Annotated in this window: 22 protein-coding genes; 21 read left to right on the top strand and 1 reads right to left on the bottom strand. The window is 54.6% G+C overall.

All coding sequences use genetic code 11. The features are described from left to right. The first annotated feature begins 221 nt into the window (after positions 1-221). From ACX9GT_RS01055 to ACX9GT_RS00955, 21 genes are all read left to right on the top strand, one after another. On the top strand, positions 222-1394 hold the full coding sequence (locus tag ACX9GT_RS01055) for a phage major capsid protein (protein WP_473189441.1): 1173 nt from the start codon (positions 222-224) through the stop codon (positions 1392-1394). Between the two features lie 49 nt (positions 1395-1443). After that, the gene (locus ACX9GT_RS01050) at positions 1444-1995 is read left to right on the top strand and encodes an HK97 family phage prohead protease (protein ID WP_473189440.1); all 552 of its coding nucleotides are present in this window, start codon (positions 1444-1446) and stop codon (positions 1993-1995) included. A gap of 1 nt (position 1996) precedes the next feature. Continuing rightward, positions 1997-3208: a phage portal protein gene (locus ACX9GT_RS01045; RefSeq protein WP_473189439.1), complete on the top strand. Its 1212-nt coding sequence runs from the start codon at positions 1997-1999 to the stop codon at positions 3206-3208. Further along, entirely contained in the window at positions 3201-3494 is a 294-nt protein-coding gene (locus ACX9GT_RS01040; protein WP_473189438.1) for a head-tail connector protein, read from the top strand. Before ACX9GT_RS01045 ends, ACX9GT_RS01040 begins: the two co-directional genes overlap by 8 nt. Beyond that, entirely contained in the window at positions 3495-3959 is a 465-nt protein-coding gene (locus ACX9GT_RS01035; protein WP_473189437.1) for an HNH endonuclease signature motif containing protein, read from the top strand. Further along, positions 3952-4338: a phage head closure protein gene (locus ACX9GT_RS01030; protein ID WP_473189436.1), complete on the top strand. Its 387-nt coding sequence runs from the start codon at positions 3952-3954 to the stop codon at positions 4336-4338. The genes ACX9GT_RS01035 and ACX9GT_RS01030 overlap by 8 nt, the downstream gene beginning before the upstream one ends. 29 nt (positions 4339-4367) lie before the next feature. Further along, positions 4368-4520: a hypothetical protein gene (locus tag ACX9GT_RS01025; RefSeq protein WP_473189435.1), complete on the top strand. Its 153-nt coding sequence runs from the start codon at positions 4368-4370 to the stop codon at positions 4518-4520. A 129-nt stretch (positions 4521-4649) separates the two neighbouring features. Further along, the gene (locus ACX9GT_RS01020) at positions 4650-5006 is read left to right on the top strand and encodes a phage terminase small subunit P27 family (RefSeq protein WP_473189434.1); all 357 of its coding nucleotides are present in this window, start codon (positions 4650-4652) and stop codon (positions 5004-5006) included. Then, complete coding sequence (locus ACX9GT_RS01015) at positions 4990-6651, top strand: terminase large subunit (RefSeq protein ID WP_473189433.1); 1662 nt, start codon at positions 4990-4992, stop codon at positions 6649-6651. The genes ACX9GT_RS01020 and ACX9GT_RS01015 overlap by 17 nt, the downstream gene beginning before the upstream one ends. Before the next feature lie 475 nt (positions 6652-7126). After that, complete coding sequence (locus ACX9GT_RS01010) at positions 7127-7969, top strand: 23S rRNA (adenine(2030)-N(6))-methyltransferase RlmJ (protein WP_473189432.1); 843 nt, start codon at positions 7127-7129, stop codon at positions 7967-7969. A gap of 188 nt (positions 7970-8157) precedes the next feature. Continuing rightward, positions 8158-9012, top strand: a complete 855-nt coding sequence (locus tag ACX9GT_RS01005; RefSeq protein ID WP_473189431.1) for a tagatose bisphosphate family class II aldolase — start codon at positions 8158-8160, stop codon at positions 9010-9012. A gap of 271 nt (positions 9013-9283) precedes the next feature. After that, complete coding sequence (gene gatZ / locus ACX9GT_RS01000; RefSeq protein ID WP_473189430.1) at positions 9284-10585, top strand: tagatose-bisphosphate aldolase subunit GatZ; 1302 nt, start codon at positions 9284-9286, stop codon at positions 10583-10585. Further along, on the top strand, positions 10578-11072 hold the full coding sequence (gatA, locus tag ACX9GT_RS00995; protein WP_473189429.1) for a PTS galactitol transporter subunit IIA: 495 nt from the start codon (positions 10578-10580) through the stop codon (positions 11070-11072). The genes gatZ and gatA overlap by 8 nt, the downstream gene beginning before the upstream one ends. Then, the gene (gene gatB, locus ACX9GT_RS00990; protein ID WP_473189428.1) at positions 11069-11353 is read left to right on the top strand and encodes a PTS galactitol transporter subunit IIB; all 285 of its coding nucleotides are present in this window, start codon (positions 11069-11071) and stop codon (positions 11351-11353) included. Before gatA ends, gatB begins: the two co-directional genes overlap by 4 nt. 4 nt (positions 11354-11357) lie before the next feature. Then, positions 11358-12686: a galactitol-specific PTS transporter subunit IIC gene (locus ACX9GT_RS00985; protein WP_473189427.1), complete on the top strand. Its 1329-nt coding sequence runs from the start codon at positions 11358-11360 to the stop codon at positions 12684-12686. A 93-nt stretch (positions 12687-12779) separates the two neighbouring features. Beyond that, on the top strand, positions 12780-13829 hold the full coding sequence (gene gatD, locus ACX9GT_RS00980) for a galactitol-1-phosphate 5-dehydrogenase (RefSeq protein WP_473189426.1): 1050 nt from the start codon (positions 12780-12782) through the stop codon (positions 13827-13829). Between the two features lie 124 nt (positions 13830-13953). After that, the gene (locus tag ACX9GT_RS00975; protein ID WP_473191477.1) at positions 13954-14742 is read left to right on the top strand and encodes a DeoR/GlpR family DNA-binding transcription regulator; all 789 of its coding nucleotides are present in this window, start codon (positions 13954-13956) and stop codon (positions 14740-14742) included. A 121-nt stretch (positions 14743-14863) separates the two neighbouring features. Further along, a complete protein-coding gene (gorA, locus tag ACX9GT_RS00970; protein ID WP_473189425.1) occupies positions 14864-16219 on the top strand; it encodes a glutathione-disulfide reductase in 1356 nt (451 codons plus the stop codon). A gap of 366 nt (positions 16220-16585) precedes the next feature. After that, positions 16586-16804 (top strand): type II toxin-antitoxin system antitoxin CcdA, encoded by a 219-nt coding sequence (ccdA, locus tag ACX9GT_RS00965; protein WP_473189424.1) that lies wholly within the window; start codon positions 16586-16588, stop codon positions 16802-16804. Between the two features lies 1 nt (position 16805). After that, positions 16806-17111 carry a type II toxin-antitoxin system toxin CcdB gene (gene ccdB / locus ACX9GT_RS00960; RefSeq protein WP_473189423.1) on the top strand — a complete coding sequence of 102 codons (306 nt, stop codon included), beginning with the start codon at positions 16806-16808 and terminating at the stop codon, positions 17109-17111. Between the two features lie 252 nt (positions 17112-17363). Next, entirely contained in the window at positions 17364-18911 is a 1548-nt protein-coding gene (locus ACX9GT_RS00955) for a BglG family transcription antiterminator (protein WP_473189422.1), read from the top strand. Positions 18912-18955: 44 nt separating this feature from the next. On the opposite strand, the gene ACX9GT_RS00950 is transcribed toward ACX9GT_RS00955, so the two are convergent. Continuing rightward, the gene (locus tag ACX9GT_RS00950) at positions 18956-22195 is read right to left on the bottom strand and encodes a S8 family serine peptidase (RefSeq protein WP_473189421.1); all 3240 of its coding nucleotides are present in this window, start codon (positions 22193-22195) and stop codon (positions 18956-18958) included. Positions 22196-22234: the final 39 nt, after the last annotated feature.

Here is a 22234-nt window from a genome sequence, read left to right as displayed (position 1 = left end):
GAATAGTTTTGTAAATGTTCTGTTCGCGATTGTTTACTAGCGTTCAGGACAAAAACAGCCTGTTTACTATTATATTCTGCTGTATATGTTGAGGGGTGACACTCCGACGGGAGCCGTCACTTTAGCCGTTTAACACCCACCTTTCCGCACTGGAAATCTGTTAAGCGGCTTCCCTCTCTGAGTTGGTTTCCCGTCTGTATTCACACTATACGGAAACCGCTATGAAGAAATTGATTGAACTCCGCCAAAAGAAAGCCGAACTCGCCACCCAGATGCGCTCCCTGCTGACCAAGGCCGAAGAAGAGAAACGCAGCCTTAACCCAGACGAAGCCAAACAGTTTGACGAACTCCGCACCCAGACCGACGCCTTACAGGCTGATATTGGTCGTTATGAATCCCTGGCTGATGAAGAACGTACCCAAGGTGGCAATGCCAAACCAGCCAAAGACGGCAAGACCGTGACCAATGAAGAACTGCGCCACTACATCATGACCGGTGAAACCCGCATGCTGTCTACCACCGTCAATGAGAGCGGCGGCTATTCCGTTATCCCTGAGCTGGATACCGAGATCATGCGCATGTTGGCCGATGAAAGCGTCATGCGCCAGATCTGCACGGTGAAGACCACCAAATCCAATGAATACAAAAAACTCGTGTCCGTAGGCGGCGCGGCGGTAGGACGTGGCATTGAAGGTGAAGCCCGTGACGAAACCGCGACGCCTAAGCTCGAAGAGGTCAGCATCAAGCTAAACCCTATCTACGCTTACCCGAAAACCACCCAGGAAATCCTCGACTTCAGTGATGTGGATATTCTGGGCTGGCTGACCGAAGAGATTAGCGACACGTTCGCCGAAACCGAAGAAACCGACCTGGTGAGCGGTGACGGCACCAAGAAATCCAAAGGGTTCCTGTCCTATCCGCGTGCCGCTACTGGCGATCGTACCCGCCCATTCGGCACCATCGAAAAAATGGTTTCCGTTGGCACCACCCCTACCGCTGACGAACTGATCGATCTGGTCTTCAAGCTGCGCCGCCGTTACCGCAGAAATGCAGTGTGGGCGATGAATTCCAATACTGCCGCCATGCTGCAAAAGCTGAAGAACGGCAACGGGGATTACATCTGGCGCGATCGTCTGCAAGCCGGTGATCCCGATATGTTGCTGGGCCACCCGGTTCACTACCTGGAGAACATGCCGGACGCTGCCGCAGGTCTGCCGGTGATTGCTGTCGGTGACTTCAAGCGCGGCTATTTCATCGTGGATCACGATACCGGCACACGTACCCGTCCGGATAACATCACCGAGCCGGGCTTCTACAAGGTTCACACCGATAAATACCTGGGCGGTGGGCTGGTGGACTCCAACGCCATCAAGGTACTGGAAATCAAAAAGTAAGTACCAGCAGAGGGGCTACGGCCCCTTTTCTGTCTGAGGTAAGTCAACGATGAAAAATAATGATTTTGAAATCCGTACTGCCACACTTTCCGCCGCCGATAAAAAGCTGGTGGGCTATGCCGTGAAGTGGAACAGCCGTTCAGAAGTGCTGTGGGATGAGTTTGTAGAGCAATTTGCGCCTAACGCCTTCAAAGACAGCCTGGCAGCCGGTACTGATGTTCGCGCTCTGTACGAGCATGACCATACCGCGCTGTTGGGCCGCAACACCTCCGGCACCCTGGTACTGAGTGAAGACGCCACCGGCTTGCGCTTTGAGCTGACGCCGCCCGATACCCAACTGGGGCGTGATGTGCTGATCTTGGTTGAGCGGGGCGACATTTCCGGCATGTCCTTCGGGTTCCGGGCGCTGAAAGACCAGTGGGACAGCACCCAACAACCGTATGTCCGTACCGTGCTGGCCGCCGAGCTGCGCGAAATCACCGTGACCAGCTTACCGGCCTACCGTGAAACCGACATTCAGATCGCCAAGCGTTCACTGCTGACCCAGCACCCGGAGCTGGTGGGTCTGCGCTCCCATTGGGCTTATCTGGCGGGGTTGTGATATGTGGCCATGGAAACGCAAGACCGAAAACCGCAGCATGACTATTGATGAATTTCTGGCGCTGGCCGGTATCCCTAACACCGGTTCAGGTGAACATGTCTCATCGGGCAATGCTGAAACACTGCCTGCCGTCTTAAACGCCGTGGCGGTGATCAGTGAAGCGGTGGCCTCCATGCCCTGCTACCTGTACCGAGTAACCCGCACTAACGGCGTAGAGGCCCGTACCTGGTTAGCCGATCACCCCGTTGATGTGTTGCTGAATGAGCGCCCGAACGATTGCCAGACACCTTACCAGTTCAAGCGCACCCTGATGCGCCATTGCCTGCTGAACGGTAACGCCTACGCGGTGATCAAGTGGGGCAAAGACGGCCAGCCGCAATCCCTGCACCCATACCCACCGCGTGCCGTGGTACCGAAACGCCTGGATGAGCACCGCTATGCCTACACCATTACCGAACCCTTCAGCGGGCGCGTGCGTACCTATCTGCAGGAAGAAATCTTGCACCTGCGTTACTCCACCGATGATGGCTTCCTGTCCCGTTCTCCGGTCAGCATCTGCCGGGAAACCCTGGGGCTGGGCATGGCCCAACAGCGCCACGGTGCCAGCATCATGCGCGATGGCCTGATGGCCGCAGGCATCATCAAATCAGGCGAATGGTTCGACAGCATCAAAGGCGCAAAAGCGATGGAGGCGCTAGAACGTTACAAAGGGGCCAAGAATGCCGGTAAAACGCCCATTCTTGAAGGGGGCATGGATTACCAGCAATTAGGCATGAGCAATCAGGACGCTGAATGGTTGGCCTCCCGCCGCTTCACCATTGAAGACGTTGCCCGGATCTTCAATATCAGCCCGATCTTCCTGCAAGAGTATTCCAACAGCACTTATAGCAACTTCAGCGAAGCCAGCCGCGCTTTCCACGCAATGACGATGCGCCCCTGGTTAACCAACTTTGAACAGCAACTTAAAGCTGCCTTGCTGTTGGTTTCCCCGTCTTCCGGTTCCCGTTACCTGGTGGAGTTCGACACCACCGACCTGTTGCGCGCCAATCCGCAGGATCGCTTCAAGAGTTACGAGACGGCGATCAAGTCTGGCGTGATGTGTCCGAACGAAGCCCGCGAACGTGAAGGGATGTCGCCACGCGAAGGCGGTGAAGAGTTTAGCCAGGCTTGGAAACAAACGGTTGAGGTAAAAGGCGGTAAAGAAAATGACTGAATTAATCAGCCTGGAAGAAGCCAAGCTGCACTGCCGCATTGATGATGACTATGAAGACGACCTGCTTAAGGGGTATATCGCTGCATCGTTGGAAGTCTGCCAGAAGCACATCGGTAAACGCTTCGGCGATGATCTGGCGTTTAACCCGGCCATTAAAGTGGGGTGCCTGATGTATATCAGCCTGCTTTATGAAAATCGGGAGATGATTTCTGCTGTGACGCTCGAAGAAGTGCCGCTGACCGTATCCCACCTGTGGAGTATGTACCGTGATCCGGGAGTTTATTAAATGCCAGTCCATCCATTGAAACGTTGTACCTATCCCGGCTGCCGCAATCGCGTGAAGTCTGGCCGCTGCCCTGAACACAAGCGCCAGGCAGATCGCCAGCAAGATGTAAAACGTGGATCACGGCGTGAGCGTGGCTATACCCCACAGTGGGACAAGTACCGCCTGCTCTATCTCAAGGCGCACCCGCTTTGTGTGATGTGCGAGAAGGAAGGGATCTACACCCCGGCCAGGATAGTCGATCACATCATCCCGATCGAAGGTGGCAGCGATGTGCTGTTCTGGCCTGCCAGCAATCATCAAGGGTTATGCCAATCCTGCCACAGCCGCAAGACCACCACCCAAGACCCACTCACCAAGCAGCAGCGCAAGGCCGGTATGTTCCGTGAGCAGGAAGAAGCCGCCAGCCACCGCAATGACTGGATACACGAATACAACAAAAATACGGGGAGCGTCTCTGATGGGTAAACGCAGGTATACCGAGATTAGCGCCACCTACAGCCCTCCGACCGAGGGAGAGCTTAACCGCCGCGCCCAATTCCGCACGCGTGAAGACGTGCCAGGTGCTGGGCATATGGGGGTTGATACCGTCTATCACAATACATTCAGCGTTTGGGCAAAGCTGGCAGCGGTGGGTGACTCCGTGCGCATTGACTCCATGCAGGTTGATGCCGCGATCACTCACCGGATCGTCATCCGCTTTCGCCGTGGTGTAACTACCGATGATGAGGTGGTGATTGCCGGAATGGTTTACCGCATCAAAGGAATAAAAGACCTGAACGACGAACGCCGCTTCCTGGTTATCAGTGCCGAGGAACTGGGCACCGTAGGCGCGATAGGGCGATAGCGTGGAGTGGTTGCATGAAGGTAACGAACATGACTGAACAAGAGATTAATCAGTTGGTTAGAGGCTTACAGCGTAGCCGTGATGGGTTCATCAAACGTCATGAGAAGACACCTGAGCAGGCCACTGGCAAGCGTATGTCAGAGCGTGACCGGGAGCTTGCCGAAGCATTCAGAAACCGATAGTGGGCAGCTCAGGCCGGGTGGGGGGCGTTTTCAGGACAAAGCCCCCTACCGCTGGCACCACCCGCCCCCTCAAATTTTTACGCGCGGCATTTTTTTTCACAGCAGTAAGGCACAGGAAACAGAAACGTTATGGCAAGACCGCCCAAGCCTCCCGCTTATTTTGACGAGATCGCCACCGCAGAGTGGAAAGCGAGAGCCAAGCAAATGATGGAACGCGGCGATTTAATTGATGCTGATTGGCGCAACCTGGAATTGTATTGCCTCAACTACTCGATGTACCGCAGCGCCGTGGCAGACCTTGCGGCCCGTGGTTTTTCGGTTGAAGGTTCACGCGGTGCCACCACCACCAACCCCGCGCTGAAGGCCAAATCGGACGCCGAAAAAATCATGATCAAAATGTCTTCCCTGCTGGGCTTTGATCCGGTATCCCGCCGCCGTAATCCGGTAGAAATTGACGAGGAAGACGAACTTGACCGCCTGGGATGAATACGCAGAAGCGATAAAAAGCGGTGAAATACCGGCGTGTAAGCGGCTAAAACAGGCCGTAAACCGCTACTTTTCCACCCTTAACAACCCCCTTTACGTGTTCGATACGGCCACTGTAGAGCGTTTTGTCGCTTTTTCTCGCCTCTGTCCGCACGTCAAAGGCCCGTTGCGCGGCAAGCCTATAGTGCTTGAACCGTGGCAGCAGTTCGCCTTTGCCAACCTGCTGGGCTTCAAGGTGGCGGCCACTGGTCGCCGCAAATACCGCAGTGCCTACATTCAGGTACCGCGCAAGAACGCCAAATCCACGGTTGCCGCGATGCTGGCTAACTGGTTCCTGGTGATGGAGCACGGCCAGCAGGACATTTACACCGCCGCCGTGAGCCGGGATCAGGCCCGTATCGTGTTTGATGATGCCCGGCAGATGTGCCTGCTCTCCAAACCGCTGCGCAAGCGGGTGGCTATCCAGCAGCACAAGCTGATTTACGCCAAATCCAACAGCCTGTTAAAGCCGTTGGCGGCCAGAGCCTCCACCATTGAAGGGACTAACCCGAGCCTGGCGGTGGTCGATGAATACCACCTGCACCCGGATAACGGCGTGTATTCAGCGCTCGAACTGGGGATGGGTGCGCGCCCTGAAGGCATTCTGTTTGCCATCACGACAGCCGGTAGCAACATCGTATCGGCCTGCAAGCAACACTATGATTACTGCTGCCAGATATTGGCCGGGGAAGAAGAGAATGAGTCCCTGTTTGCGCTGATCTACGAGCTGGACGACGAAAAGGAAGTGGACGACCCGGCGCGGTGGGTGAAGGCCAATCCTAACCTGTCGGTGTCCGTTGATGTAGCCGCGTTGGCTGATACCATCCAAAAAGCCCGCGGCATTCCCTCGCAATGGGTAGAAATGCTGACCAAGCGTTTCAATATCTGGTGCCAGGGTGCAACACCGTGGATGGGGGAAGGGGCCTGGAAAGTCTGCGCCGCCGACTATACCGAAGCCGATCTGGAAGGGCTGACGTGTTACGCCGGTATGGATCTCTCTTCCACCAGTGACATTACCAGCGTTTGCTATACCTTCCCGCTAGAACGCCGTGTGCGCCTACTGACGCGCCACTATATCCCCGAAGCCCAACTGCTGAACCCGGCCAATAAGAACCGCACCTTGTACCGCCAGTGGGTGAAACAGGGCTGGCTGCGCGTCACGCCGGGGGATTGCATCGACTATGACCGCATCCGTGATGATGTGCTGGCCGACGCCGAGCGCTTCAACATCGATCTGGTGGGCTTCGATACCTGGAACGCCACGCAGATCCGCACCCAGCTTCAAGGGGCCGGCCTCGATGTGGAGCCGTTCCAGCAAACCTATGTGAAATTCAGTCCGGTAGCGAAATCGGCGGAGGTGTTTGTTAACCGCAGGGTGATCGAGCACAACGGCGATCCGGTGCTGGCCTGGGCAATGGCTAACGTGGTGATGGAAACCGACGCCAACGCCAATATCAAGCCGAACAAGAAGAAGGCCGCAAACAAGATAGACCCCGCTGTCGCCTTCCTGATGAGCTTCGGCACTTATCAGCTACAGCATGAAGAATTTGCCTTCGACCTGAGCGAAGAACAGCAACAGCGCCTAGCGGAGTTCAACGGTATTTAACAATGGTGACAGTGACAGGAAAGATAACCAAAGGCCCTAAACGGGTACAGAGTCGCACAGGTAAGGTTATGGCTGTAGCGACAATTCTCGCATTGAGCGATAGGCGCAGTGCCTACCCGTTACGTGTGATTGCCTTCGATCTGTTAGCGCTGGAGTTAATGCTTTATCAGTTCGGCCAAACGATTATCGTTAATGGCAGGACTGCATACTGGAATGGGTATCAGGTTACAGCAAGCCACATAAGCCACTAAGACGAAGATCGCCAGCCAATACAATCCCACCTTTGGCTGGCCTCTTTGAATCCTCCATCACCTTTGAGTCGGTCATAAAGCAGATCTGCCTTATACTAACGGCAATCGTCCTCAAGTTTTCGCCGCTGTGCGGTAATCCGTGGGGTAATCTGTGGGGTAATAAATGGTAAAAACCTAAAAAATCACAGATTAAAAACAAATAAAATCAAATGGATATATAGAATATGCTCAGTTACCGCCACAGTTTTCACGCTGGCAACCACGCCGACGTGCTCAAGCACACCGTTCAGAGCCTGATCATTGAAGCGCTGAAAGAAAAAGAGAAACCGCTGCTGTATCTGGATACCCACTCCGGTGCCGGGCGTTATCAGCTGAGCGGTGAACACGCCGAGCGCACCGGGGAATACCTGGAGGGCATCGGCCTGCTGTGGCAGCGTGACGATCTGCCGGAAGAGTTAGCGGCTTACATGAGCGTGGTACACAACTTCAACCGTTCGGGCACCCTGCGTTATTACCCAGGTTCACCGCTGATTGCCCGCCAGCTGCTGCGCCCGCAGGATAAAATCCATCTCACCGAACTGCACCCGAGCGATTACCCACTGCTGCGCAGTGAGTTCCAGAAAGATGAACGCGCCAAAGTGCAGCGCGCAGACGGCTACCAGCAGATCAAATCCCAGTTGCCGCCGCAATCACGCCGTGGCCTGATCCTGATGGATCCGCCGTATGAGATGAAGACCGATTATCAGGACGTAGTGAAAGGCATTCAGGAAGGTTACAAACGTTTCGCCACCGGCACCTATGCGCTGTGGTATCCGGTGGTGCTGCGCCAGCAGATCAAACGCATGCTGAAAGAGTTGGAAGCCAGCGGCATTCGCCGCATTCTGCAGATCGAACTGGCGGTCAAGCCCGACAGCGATCAGCGCGGCATGACTGCCTCCGGCATGATCGTGATTAACCCGCCGTGGAAGCTGGAGCAGCAGATGAACAACGTGCTGCCGTGGCTGCACAAGGTGTTGGTGCCGTCCGGCATCGGCCACCATCTGGTGAACTGGGTGGTTCCCGAGTAATCCCCAACATGGCCGCCTGCCTGGGCGGCCATGCTCATTCCCTTGTTTCTCCTCTGCAAACCCGCATTTTTATCACGATCTTTTCCCGATCCAGATCACAACCGCAAAATAACCATTTGCTTATTTTTTCTTTCGATTTGATTATATATACGAAATTTATCGTAAGTTAAGCAAACAGGAGGCGTGCGGTGTACATCATTTCGACCAAAAATATGCTGCTGAAAGCACAACAACAGGGCTATGCCGTACCGGCCTTTAATATTCATAATCTGGAAACCATGCAGGTAGTGGCAGAAACGGCAGCAGAGATGCGTTCACCAGTGATCCTGGCCGGTACGCCGGGCACTTACCTTTATGCAGGCACCGCCAATGTTGTCGCCATCGTCAAACAACTGGCGGCCGAGCATTGCATCCCGCTGGCAGTGCATCTCGATCACCATGAAACCTTACAAGACATTGAAAGTAAAGTGAATGCTGGGATCCGCTCGGCGATGATCGACGGTTCCCACCTACCGCTTGCGGAAAATATCGCGCTGGTGCGGCAGGTGACCGAGTTTTGCCACCGCTATGATGCGAGCGTTGAGGCAGAACTGGGGCGGCTGGGCGGTATTGAAGACGGCATCAGCGTTGATGCCAAGGACGCACGCTATACCTCACCGGAACAGGCCGAGGAGTTTGTACGTGCCACCGGCATAGATTCACTGGCGGTGGCGATCGGCACGGCGCACGGGCTTTATCAAGGTACGCCGGAGCTGGATTTCACCCGCCTGGGGCAGATCCGCGCCAAGGTCAGCGTACCGCTGGTGCTGCATGGAGCTTCGGGCTTACCAGACAGCGATATTCAGCACGCTATTCGGCTGGGTGTCTGCAAGGTCAACGTTGCAACAGAGCTGAAAATCGCCTTTTCAGATGCGCTGAAGCAGTATCTGGCGCAACACCCGCAGGCCAGCGATCCGCGCCACTATCTGCAACCAGCCAAACAGGCGATGCAGCAGGTGGTGAGAAAGGTCATTCACGTGTGCGGTTGTGAAGGCAAACTCTAAACGAACTCAAGCCCGTTCCTTTTTGTTGAAAATCCTCCCCCAAGCGGCGCTTATGCCGCTTTCGTTTTATTTCCCCTCTCTGCATAGAAAGCCAATTTATTGATTATAAAAAATAAAAACCAACTCTTTGACCTGGGATATCTACCATAGCGAAAGATCCGCAGGTTGAAGACAGCAGCAAAGTTTTCGATCTTGATCACGAATAATACCAAAGAGCATTGCTAACCCTTCGAAACATTACGATTATATTCGTAAGAAAACGGAGGGTAGAATGAAAAATATAATGGCAAGACACAAATCAGGCGAGCCGATCGGTATTTGCTCTGTCTGTTCGGCACACCCGTTAGTTATTGAAGCCGCGCTACGCCTGGATTTACACAGCAATCGCCAGGTGCTGATCGAGGCAACATCCAACCAGGTTAATCAGTTTGGCGGTTACACCGGCATGAAACCGGTCGATTTCCGCCAGTTTGTCAGTGATATTGCGGCAACCGTCGGTTTCCCAACCTCGCGGCTGCTGTTGGGGGGCGATCACCTGGGGCCCAACTGCTGGCAGCATGAACCGGCGGCCAACGCCATGGAAAAGGCAGAAGTGCTGATCGCCGATTACGTTAAAGCCGGATTCAGCAAGATCCACCTGGACGCTTCCATGTCCTGCGCCGACGATCCGATCCCGTTGGATCCCCACACCGTGGCAGAGCGCGCCGCACGCCTGTGCCGGATCGCCGAACAGGTCGCCACGCCAGAGCAAAAACAGCAGTTAACCTATGTGATCGGCACCGAAGTGCCGGTCCCCGGTGGCGAATCCTCCGCCATTGGCAGCGTGCATATTACTCATGCAGCAGATGCCGCCGCCACGCTGGAAACCCACTACCAAGCGTTCCGCCAAGCCGGGCTGGAAGCGGCTATCCCAAGGATCATCGCAGTCGTGGTACAACCGGGCGTTGAGTTCGATCACTCGCAGGTGATCGCTTACCAACCGGAGCTGGCACGCGAGCTTTCCCAGTTCATCACCACTACGCCACTGGTTTACGAAGCGCATTCCACCGATTACCAGACGCGGGAAGCCTATCAGCAACTGGTACGCGACCACTTCGCGATTCTGAAAGTCGGCCCGGCGCTGACTTTCGCCCTGCGCGAAGCGGTGTTTGCGCTGGCCAATATCGAACAGGCCTTAATCGCGCCGGAAAAACGCAGCCAGATCCTGGCGGTACTTGATGCCGTGATGCTCGACGAACCGGATTACTGGAAGAAGTACTATCACCCCACTTTCAGCCGTTCGTTGATCGACCTGCATTTCAGCCTGTCGGATCGCATTCGTTATTACTGGCCGCACCCGCGCATTGCGCAAAGTATGGCCACGTTGCTGGAAAACCTCGGTCAGCAGGAGATCCCCGGCGGCCTGCTCAGCCAGTATTTCCCATTGCAATATCAGCGCGTGATGGAGCACAAGCTGGCGAAAGAACCCCATGCGCTGATCATCGACAAAATTCAGGATGTGCTGCGCGCCTACCGCTTCGGTTGTTCCTCGGCAGAGCCGCAAAACAGCACCAGGGAGGCCAGCCATGCATAGCAGCCAACTGTTCGTTCGCACCGGCATCCACTTTGCCGATGCGCAGCAGGCGCTGGAGCACATTGGCACCGCCATGCTCAACGCCGGAGTGGTGCACAGCAGCTACCCGCAGGCGTTGCTGGCGCGGGAAGCCAGTTACCCCACTGGCATCGCGCTGGAGCAACATGCGGTAGCAATACCGCATTGCGAAGCCGAACACGCCCGCACACCGGCGATTTACCTGATCCGCCCAGACCAGGCGGTGCCGTTCGCTCAGGCGGATGATGACGGCACCATCGCGGCTGCGCTGATTATCGCGCTGATCGTCACCGATCCAGCCGCACAACTGGTCTTGCTGCGTAAGCTGTTCAGCCAGCTACAGCACCCCGAATTTATCAATGCGTTATTGACTGCACCGGAAGAAAAATTGGGCGAGATTTTTGCGCAGCAAATTTTCACTTCGCCCGCAGCCACCCAACAACCTGCCTATGAAGGAGCCACACCGTGAAGCGTAAAATTATCGTTGCCTGTGGTGGTGCCGTTGCCACCTCAACCATGGCCGCAGAAGAGATTAAAGAGCTGTGCGCAGAGCACAATATCGAGCTGGATCTGGTGCAGTGCCGCGTGACCGAAATTGAAACCTATATGGACGATGCCGATCTGATCTGCACCACCGCGCGCGTTGATCGCCAATTTGGCGCGATACCGCTGGTGCACGGCATGCCGTTTGTTTCCGGCGTCGGTATCGACGCGCTGAAACAAAAAATCCTCACCATTCTGACGGAGTAGCCCCATGTTTACCGACATCATGCGTTACATCCTCGATCTCGGCCCGACGGTGATGCTGCCGATCGTGATCATCATCTTCTCGCTAATTTTGGGCATGAAGCTGGGGGATTCGTTTAAATCCGGCATACATATCGGCATCGGCTTCGTGGGTATCGGGCTGGTGATTGGCCTGATGCTGGATTCCATCGGCCCGGCGGCTAAATCAATGGCCGAACAGTTCCAGATTAACCTGCACGTGGTGGATATCGGCTGGCCCGGTTCGTCGCCAATGACTTGGGCGTCGCAGATCGCCCTGATCGCCATCCCGGTGGCGATTGCGGTGAACATCGTGATGCTACTGACGCGCATGACGCGGGTGGTTAACGTGGATATCTGGAACATCTGGCACATGACCTTTACCGGCGCCATGGTGCATTTGGCCACCGGCTCCTACTGGCTGGGGATTCTGGGCGTGGTGGTACATGCTGCGTTCGTCTACAAGCTGGGGGATTGGTTCGCCAAAGATACCCGCGACTTTTTCGGGCTGGAAGGCATCGCCATTCCGCACGGAACCTCTGCCTATATGGGGCCGATCGCCGTGCTGGTCGATACCGTGATCGAGAAGATCCCCGGTCTGAACCGCATTCACTTCAGCGCAGACGACGTGCAGAAACGCTTTGGGCCGTTCGGTGAACCCGTCACCGTCGGCTTTGTGATGGGGCTGATTATCGGCGCACTGGCCGGGTACGATCTGAAAGGCATCCTGCAACTGGCGGTGAAAACTGCCGCAGTAATGCTGCTGATGCCACGGGTGATTAAACCGATCATGGACGGCCTGACGCCGATCGCCAAACATGCGCGCAAACGCCTGCAGGCGCGCTTTGGTGGCCAGGAATTCCTGATCGGCCTTGACCCGGCGCTGCTGCTGGGCCACACCGCCGTGGTGTCCGCCAGCCTGATCTTTATTCCGTTGACCATCCTGATCGCGGTTATCGTGCCGGGCAACCAGGTGCTGCCATTTGGCGATCTGGCCACTATCGGCTTCTTCGTCGCCATCGCCGTGGCAGTGCATCAGGGCAACCTGTTCCGCACGCTGATCTCCGGCTTCATCATCATGAGCATTACGCTGTGGATCGCCACCCAGACCATCGGGCTGCATACCCAACTGGCGGCCAATGCCGGTGCGCTGAAGGCGGGTGGCGTGGTGGCTTCGATGGATCAGGGCGGTTCGCCGATCACTTACCTGCTAATCCAACTGCTGACCTGGCAAAACATGGTGGGGTTGCTGGTAATTGGCTGCATCTACGCCATCGGGGTGTTCCTCACCTGGCGCCGCGCCCGCCAGTTTGTGTAGGCAGAAGCCGCTGCCAAACAGCAAAGCCTCAACTCTCTTTCCTGATTACACGGGGAGCCTGCCTCCCCCCTCTTTTTCTGCGGAGTTCAAGTTATGAAATCAGTCGTGATTCACACGGAGGGGCAGGTGTGCGTTGAACAACGCCCGGCCCCTTCTCTTCAGGCCGCCGATGAGGTGTTGGTACGGGTGGCTTATTCCGGCTTATGCGGTTCAGACATCCCGCGTATCTTCGCCGAGGGGGCACACTTTTACCCGATCACCCTCGGGCATGAATTCAGTGGCCGGGTGGTCGCCTGGGGTGAGCAGGTCACTGACCTGCAAGAACATGATGCGGTGGCCTGTGTTCCGCTGCTGCCGTGCTTTAAGTGCCCAGAATGCCAGCGGCACTACTATTCATTGTGCAAGAATTACCAGTTTATCGGTTCACGCAGCCACGGCGGCAACACCGAGCGGGTGGTGGTAAAGCGCGCCAATTTGGTGAAACTGCCAGCCAACGTCAGCCTGCTGCAAGGGGCATTTATTGAGCCGATCACCGTCGGCCTGCACGCCATCCAGTTGGCCGGTGGCTGCCAAGATAAAGAAGTGATCATCATCGGGGCCGGAACTATCGGCCAACTGGCGATCCAGTGTGCCAAAGCGATGGGCGCACGCAGCGTCACGGCGATCGACATCAACGAGGAGCGGTTGCAGCTAGCACGCCAAATCGGTGCGGGGAAAACCTTTAACAGCGCAGAACTCAGCGCACAACAGATCGGCGAACACTTGCAGGAAATGCGTTTTGATCAACTGATCCTGGAAACCGCCGGTACGCCGCAAACGGTCGGCCTGGCGCTGGAGATCGCCGGGCCACGGGCACAAATCGCGCTGGTCGGTACGCTGCATAAGGATTTGCACCTGTCTTACACCACCTTCAGCCAGATACTGCGCAAAGAACTGACGCTGTTGGGCAGTTGGATGAACTATTCCGCGCCTTGGCCGGGGGAGGAATGGCAACAAGCCATCAAACTATTCCAAGCGGCTGAACTGGCGTTGGAGCCGCTGATTGCCAGTATTGCCTTACCGGAGCAGTACGCCGAAAACGTGTCTGCCCTAGCTGGCGGGCCGATGCAGGGCAAAATAATGCTCAAATTCGCTGACGATTAACCCCCAATGGCTGCCCGGTGCAGCCATTATTTTTGCTTCATCTCTCATCTCCTTTATCTTTATGCTCCCCTTTCATATCCCTTTCGCATAAAATAAAAGCAAAACATTTCGATAGGTCAGGATGATGAATTCTTTTGAAAGACGAAACAAAATTGTCGACTTAATCCAGCAGAACGGCAGCATCTTGGTAAGCGATCTTTCGAATTCCTTCGGAATATCTGAAGTCACCATCCGTGCCGATCTGCGCTTGCTGGAAGAAAAAGGCCTGCTGATCCGCTTTCACGGCGGCGCAGCCCGGCTAGGCAGCCCACTGGAGCAGGAGGCCGAGGTGGCGAAAAGCAGTGACGAAATTATCCTGGAAGAACGCTATCAACTGGCGCAAGACCCGAAAAAGCGTATTGCCTTAAAAGCCGCCGCGCTAGTCAACTCCGGCGATACGGTGATTCTGGACAGCGGCAGCACCACCATGTTGATCGCCGAAGAGCTGGTGAAACTGGGTAATATCACCGTGATCACCAATAATCTGCCCGCCGCCTTCGCCCTTTCCGATAATAAAGACATTACGCTGGTACTCTGCGGCGGCACGCTGCGCCACAAAACCCGCTCGCTGCACGGTTCCATCGCCGAGCTTTCCTTGCAAGGTATTGCGGGCGATGTGATGTTTGTTGGCGCCGATGGGCTGGATGCCACCAACGGCATCACCACCTTTAATGAGGGTTACTCCATCAGCAGCGTCATGGCGCAGGCGGCAAAACGCGTAGTAGCCGTGGTGGACTCCACCAAGTTTGGCCGTCGCGGCTTTAATCTGGTGCTGCCGATGAGCAAGATCGACATCATCATCACCGATACCGGCATCAACAGCGATGATCGCAAAGCGCTTGGCCAGGCAAAACCTGAACTGATCATTGTTTAACATCGGGCAGGCAGAGGCCCAAACCTCTGCCTATCGCAGCCATCGACGCAATCTTTGCGACAACCCCCTGTCAGGCGTTAAACTCTACCTCTTCGAATTACACAACTCATGGAAAACCCAGATGACGAAACATTACGATTATCTAGCAATTGGCGGCGGCAGCGGCGGTATCGCATCGATCAACCGGGCAGCCATGTATGGCCAGAAATGCGCATTGATTGAAGCCAAAGAACTGGGCGGCACCTGCGTCAACGTGGGTTGTGTACCGAAAAAGGTCATGTGGCACGCGGCGCAGATCGCCGAAGCCATCCATCAATACGGCCCGGACTACGGCTTTGATACCACCGTCAACGCGTTTGACTGGAAGAAGCTGGTGGCTAACCGTACCGCGTACATTGATCGCATCCATAATTCCTACGACAACGTGCTGGGTAAAAACAAAGTTGATGTGATCAAAGGTTTTGCCCGTTTCGTTGACGCGCACACGGTAGAAGTCAACGGCGAAACCATCACTGCCGATCATATCCTGATCGCCACCGGCGGCCGCCCGAGCCACCCGACGATTCCTGGTGCAGAATACGGCATCGATTCTGACGGTTTCTTCGAGCTGGACGCGATGCCGAAACGCGTCGCAGTGGTGGGTGCAGGTTACATCGCGGTGGAAATTGCCGGGGTGATGAACGCGCTGGGAGCGGAAACCCACCTGTTCGTGCGTAAACATGCACCGCTGCGCAGCTTTGATCCGATGATTGTGGAAACCCTGGTTGAGGTGATGAACACCGAAGGGCCACAGTTGCACACCGAATCGATTCCAAAAGCCATCGTGAAAAACGCCGATGGCAGCCTGACGCTGCAACTGGAAAACGGTAAAGAGTTCATCGTCGACAGCCTGGTGTGGGCGATTGGCCGCGAACCGGCCACCGACAACCTGAATCTGGCGGCTTCCGGGGTGAAAACCAACGCCAAAGGTTACATTGAAGTCGATAAATTCCAGAACACCAACGTGAAAGGCGTCTACGCCGTTGGCGACAACACCGGCGCGGTCGAGCTGACCCCGGTGGCGGTTGCCGCAGGCCGTCGCCTGTCTGAACGCCTGTTCAACAACAAGCCGGACGAGCATCTGGATTACAGCAATATCGCCACCGTGGTATTCAGCCACCCGCCGATCGGCACCATTGGCCTGACCGAGCCGCAGGCAAAAGAACAGTTCGGCGAAGATAACGTGAAGGTCTACAAATCTGCCTTTACCGCTATGTACAGCGCGGTAACCCAGCATCGCCAGCCGTGCCGCATGAAGCTGGTGTGCGTGGGTGCAGAAGAGAAGATCGTCGGCCTGCACGGTATTGGCTTCGGCATGGACGAGATCCTGCAAGGTTTCGCCGTGGCGATCAAAATGGGCGCGACCAAGAAAGATTTCGACAACACCGTGGCGATCCACCCAACCGCTGCGGAAGAGTTTGTTACCATGAGGGGTTAGTGTAGGAAAAGCATCTTACACACGTAAATAAATCTGGAAAATAATCAATCACTGTCCATTTATGTATACATGGACAGTGATATTTTTCAGGATAATTTATGACATGCCTTGAGCACTCCAGCGATATTTTCAAAGAGTAGCGAAACCAAACGATGGCTGACACTCGCAAGAGCGAGTGAACGAAGGCAGAGAAACCACAAATAGACAACCTGGCTGCACCGTATATCCCGATGAAATCACCCGGTAAGCTAAAAACTCTTAACGTGGGATAATTTCCGAATTCCAAGCGAACACCTATTTTCTCGCCTTTGCCCGCACTGCATACTATTGGTATATACTCATAGTACTCACTTGAGGAAATACCCTATGAAACACAGAATCAGCGTGACCGTGGACAAAGAGCACTACCAGGCATTACACGCCGCAGGCGTGAACATTTCCGGGCTGGTTAATGACGCGATTGGGCGGGAAGCTCGCCGCATACAGACCGAACGCTGGAAGACGGAGAACCGGGAAGGCATGGAAGAAGTGGCAAATTTCATTGCACAACACGGCTCCTTTGCAGACGAAAACCGGAACTGGTGACATGCAATTCACGGTCTATGAATACAAACGCGAGAGCCACTACAAATTGTTTGTTGATGTGCAGAGCGACATTATCGAGACACCAGGGCGACGCATGGTGATCCCTTTGCTGGAATCCAGGCATTTTTCGCAGAAGGTCAACCGCCAGTTGTTCCCAGTGGTCAGCGTCAACGGCAGAGATTACCGGGTCATGACCACCGAACTGTCCAGCGTCTTGGTCAGTGTCACCGGCGAGGCACTGGCGGATGTTAGCGCGGATGCAGAGGCCATCAAAAACGCCCTCAATCTGATGTTCTGGGGTATCTGATAACGGCGAACGGTCGAGAGCCGTTTTTCTGGAAAACACTCATGCACCTTGTAGGTTAAGGTTTTACAGAAACCTTGAACCGCCCCGGTAATGCCTGACCATGCGGTAATAGGCCGCCTTTTATCGAACGCCATTATCCAAGCCAGATGCCACCGCATCCTGCCCAAGATGCTCCACGCAGTTCACAGACAGGATCTTAGCTTTTCTATATTCTCAACTGCATGGCTCCAGACGCGGCATTGAGATGCAATAATGAACAGCTTTGACCTGTCATTGTTAAAATATATTCAGGAACACAGCCCGGTATTAATCGAGGATGTCACGTCCAGATTTGGCAAAACTACCTCGACGCTCAAGCGAGCGATGAAAGAGATTAACGATCTGCTTGAACCTGACTACCACCTGCACCTTGATGGGCAGTCGATCGTCACGGCCATTACCTATCGGGAGTATATTGCCTTTCTGGAACAGATTCCGTTTAACCGCTATATCACCACCGCCGAGGAACGTATTAAGGATCTCAGCGTGGCGCTGTGTTTGCAGGAGGTGGTGAACAAAAGCGAGTACTACCGCAAGTTCAACGTCAGCCCGACCACGCTTAAAAACGATAACCAGGCGCTGCTGACGTTTTTACAGGCCAATCATCTCAGCGTTACCGCCGTTCCCAAGCAGGGATCGCGGCTGGATGGCGACGAAATTCTGCTGCGCATCGCGGTATGCCTGACCATCCTCAAAACGGTGGAAATTGGCGAAGATCACCTGCTGGTGCCGCACAAGGCCAATGAGCCGATTAATCGCTCCATTGCCACGCAGTTTCTGCGCGAGTGCCAGCAGGAAATTGGCGCGGCCGCCGAGCTTTATCAGCAACGGCTCAGCCGCCTCATTACGCTGGGCTACAACAGCAAGAAATACTTTCTGGTGTATATGAGCATTGCGCTGCACCGGATGCGGCGCGGGCATGGTATTACCGGCAGCGATAATCTTAGCTTTATTCAGTCCTGCGATTTTGCGCTGCTCGGCAGTGAACATGAGAATCGCTTTCTCGATCTGCTGATTTCCTCACTGACCTCTACCTGGCGGCCGTTCGACGTCTACGATCCCACGCTGATAACGCTCGTTAAGCGCCTGTGTGACTATATTTCCCCGCTGTTAAGAGCAGAGATACACAACGCGTCGCCGTTCTTCGCCGAGGTTTATCAGTTCATCTATGCGACCATCGTGCAAAGCCGGTTCAATTTATACTTTGATGATAAAAAACTGCATCAGGTGAAGACCCGGCATGCCCTGCTCTATCAGGGCGTGGCTGAAGCCACCGCGCCCATCGCCCAGCACTATCGCACCACCTTTTCCACCGTGCATCTGTCGACGCTGGTCTTGATCCTGAAAAAATATGAGCTGCAAAACCGCATCCACAGTGAATATAAACAGCGCGTGATTATCGTCACCAATTCGTCGGAAAGTAAGGTCGGTTATTTTAAAGAGGTGCTGAAATCGCACTTCCATATTGAGATTGTCGGCTGCGTCAATATCAATGAATTACACACGCTGGAACAGACCCCTTTTGATTTACTGATTACCTTCACCAATAAAATCTCCAGCTATCTGAAGTATTACCAGCTGGATTATCTCAAGGTGAATTTCTATCTGAGCCGCGATGATATTTCGCTGTTGGGTAAGTACGGGCTTTCGCGTGCGAAAAAGAAGATCCCCGCAGAGGCGTTTATTCAGGAAACCGCAGGGTTGGATCGTCAGCAACTGCGTGCGCTGTTAGAGCAGAAATACCCCGACTTTTTCATTTGAAACGGAACGGCCGCTGAATATTGGCCGTTCCGTTTTGCCCCATATCAGAAGTCGATTTTTAATTTGGCATAAAAACCGTTTGAGGTGACATCGCTATTATATGCGCCGGTATAGGAAATACCGAACGTCGCCGCTTTATTGAGCTTGGCTTCAATGCCCAGCCCCACGCCAACCAGAGTAGACAATTTGCCGCCTTGGATTGTAGCCACTCCGCTATCGGCCAGGCGCATCGTCGCTTCCGGTGTGGTGTCACCAAAGAAGTGCATGCCATACAGATCGCCTTTCACTGCCATCTTCGTTTCACCCAAGGTAAAGGGAACCGCAGTACGAACGCCAAGCGTGGTGACCTGTAGATCCTGGTTAGCAACGTCGGTGGTAAACTGCATATTGTTAACCGTTTCAGCATAGCCGTCGGATTTAAGATGCAGCCAACTGAAACCGGCATACGGCTCAATGGAATAAGTATCCGTCGTCAATCCTGAATAGGCCGCCTCGGCAAACAACTGGGTAATATCCACATTCGGGGAAACTGAATTGCTAGCCATTTGATCGCCAACCCGCAAAGTACGATTGGCATCACGATTTTGCCGGGTGTGCATCACACCATAATTCAGCGCAGCCACATCAGAGAGGTTGGAAACACCGTACACCCCAAAGTGCAGATCATCGCTGTCGATTCTACTCTGCCCATTCCCTTTAAAATCGGTGCTGCCTGCGCCGAAATACAGGCCCAGCTTGGTGCTAGCGCTGGCATCAATTTCACCACCGATCAAAGCCGCATAGAAATCGACGTCGATACTGGATTGGCCGTAATCCACCTTGGACCAGCTACCGATCGGCGCAACCCAAAGGCGACCTGCACCATCAGCGGTTTCAACATAGCGACCACCGCCCACGCCAACGGCCTGATCCTTAATCACGCGCGACAAAGTCATTGAATTAACAATGCTGGCATTCTGCGTATTCAGGTACATATCACTGCCGAGTGAATCATGAGTATTGCGAACCTCATCGCCAGACGCCATTAACAGGCTATCGAACAGCGCACCAGAACCGCTGCCTTCAATCGCTTGGCCAATAGACCGGCCATTGTGGCTTGATGCATAAGAGGCAAAGGTCACGTCCTTATTACGGCCAAAGCTGGCAGTGAGCGAATTGCCAGAGATATCGACATTGGTTTTGAAGAACGCATACTGAGGTGTGGCGACGGCTTTATCAGCCCCGGTTAACCTATCCGCCGTGACGGTTCCGCTAGCCACGGTGCCATGATTAAACACCTCCTCGAACACGTCTTTATTGGTGGAGCCCACCGTAATCATTGAGTCGTTATTAAAGGTGAGCTGGCCTACGTTGACACTTTCACCCGTACTGACCACATAAGTCCCCCCCGCATTAACGGCAATATTCGCCTTATGGCTTGCGGTTGAGGTCAGTTCGCCCTTCAGCGTAAAGGTATCGTTATAGCGGGAGATAACACCGAACTTACCGCCGTTGACCGCCACGGTTCCGCTGCCAAATGATTCAGTGAAACCATACAGTTCGCCCTGATCCACGCGGGTGCCGCCCTGATAGGTATTATCGCCGGTCATGATCAGCGTGCCTGCGCCGAGCTTAACCAGAGAACCGGTATAAAGATCGGCATCAATCCTGGCCTGAATAGCCGCAGCACGCTGGCTGTAATAGTCTTGTCGCCATTGTTCGGCATCCGCCTGGCTAACGAGGTGATCCGTTGGATCACTGTTACCGTCATTGACCACGAAGCTGTTACCTAACTCGTAGGCTCCGCCCGCCGCAATACCCTGCGCTTGATAGCTCTGTAACCAGGCCAGATCTTCCTGTTCGCGCGCATCCAGCGCTTGCTGGCTGATATTATTGCTCCAGACGTCAAGCGGCGTGCTGGCGATATTGTATGTAAACTTGCCGAGGAATTGACCAGGCCCATACATGCCTTTATCCAGATCGGGCACACCCCAGCCGTAACGCACATCAGGCACGCCGTCAGCCGCCGTCCAGTTATCCAAAGTGCTGCCGTCTGGGTTCTGGTGGCTGGCGGTGGTGAACAGCACATCGCGCACCTGTAGCGCACTCATATCCTGGTAACGCGAGAGCAGAACACCCATGGCACCGGCAACGTGCGGCGCAGACATCGAGGTGCCGGATGAATTACCCCAGCCAGCCGCACCGGTTGTCGCATTCACCGTAGTTGAGTAAATGCCACTTCCCGGTGCCGCCACGGTCCACCATTTGGCCTCGCCAGCCTCATTCCAGGTATAAGACAGCGCGTATTTGTCGGTACCCGTTACCCGCTGTAACCCGGCAACCGCAATCCAGTGCTGTTCGGCCTCAGGATGATAATAAGGGTAAAGCGCGCGATAGAATGGATTGGCGAAGTCGCGGTTGCCGGTGGTAAATATCTGTACCACCGTCGTGCCCTTCACGGCATCGTAGGCGGCATCAACAAACGAGGGATTCGCGCCATACGTTTTGTTGAAATAAAAATATTCATATTCCGACTGGGTCATATTATTTGCCGGGAGATGAACGCCGGTGTTGCCGCCGTCATTACCGGTTGAGCCGTTGTCAGTAATGCGAATGTTGGTGCCCCAACTGTTATTAATCACTTCCGCACCGGAATCCACCAGCGCTTTCCAACCGGTATAGAAGAACTGATAATCCTGGAACGGGCCATAGTTATTGCCATCGGTCCCGCCGGTATTACCGACATAAATATCAGCGCCCCAGGCAACGCCGTGCATCCCTTCGCCGTCACGATTAGCCCCAACGGTGCCGGTGACGTGGGTTCCGTGCCCGTCGTTAACCCCGGCTATCCATTGGCCGGAAAGATCAAATGCTTCGCCCTCGGTATATTCCCCCTGTGCACCCACCGCCGACTGAGGATAACGCAAGCCAGAAGAACCGTAGGTGCCAGCCGCTTCAACCGCGTGGAAGCGATCGCTATTAAGATCCTGATGAATAAAGAGCAGCGCACCGGAATCCATCACGCCAACCTTAACCCCTTGCCCGGAAAACCCCAGCGCATAGGCACCGGAGGCTTTCATCGCGGTCAAACCCCAATCTTTACCGTACTCTTCGGTTTCCCAACTGGCTTTATCGCCAATCTGGCCAGGCTCTGCATAGGCGGCAACGGCCGAACCCGCCATCGGCAACATGGCGGCGGTAATCGCCAAGGCAATCAGAGATTTATTGGGTGTGACTTTTTCCCTTTGGGTTCTGTTATGTTCCTGGTAAGCCCGGTAAAAAAATATCTTTGAAATCAATTTCATGCTGATATTCCTTTTAATGATGCTTATAGACATGTTCTT

It is taken from the genome of Serratia sp. YWN4 (genome assembly GCF_055790845.1).
The sequence above is the reverse complement of the archived record's forward strand: the minus strand, read 5'-3'. Positions and strand labels throughout refer to the sequence as shown.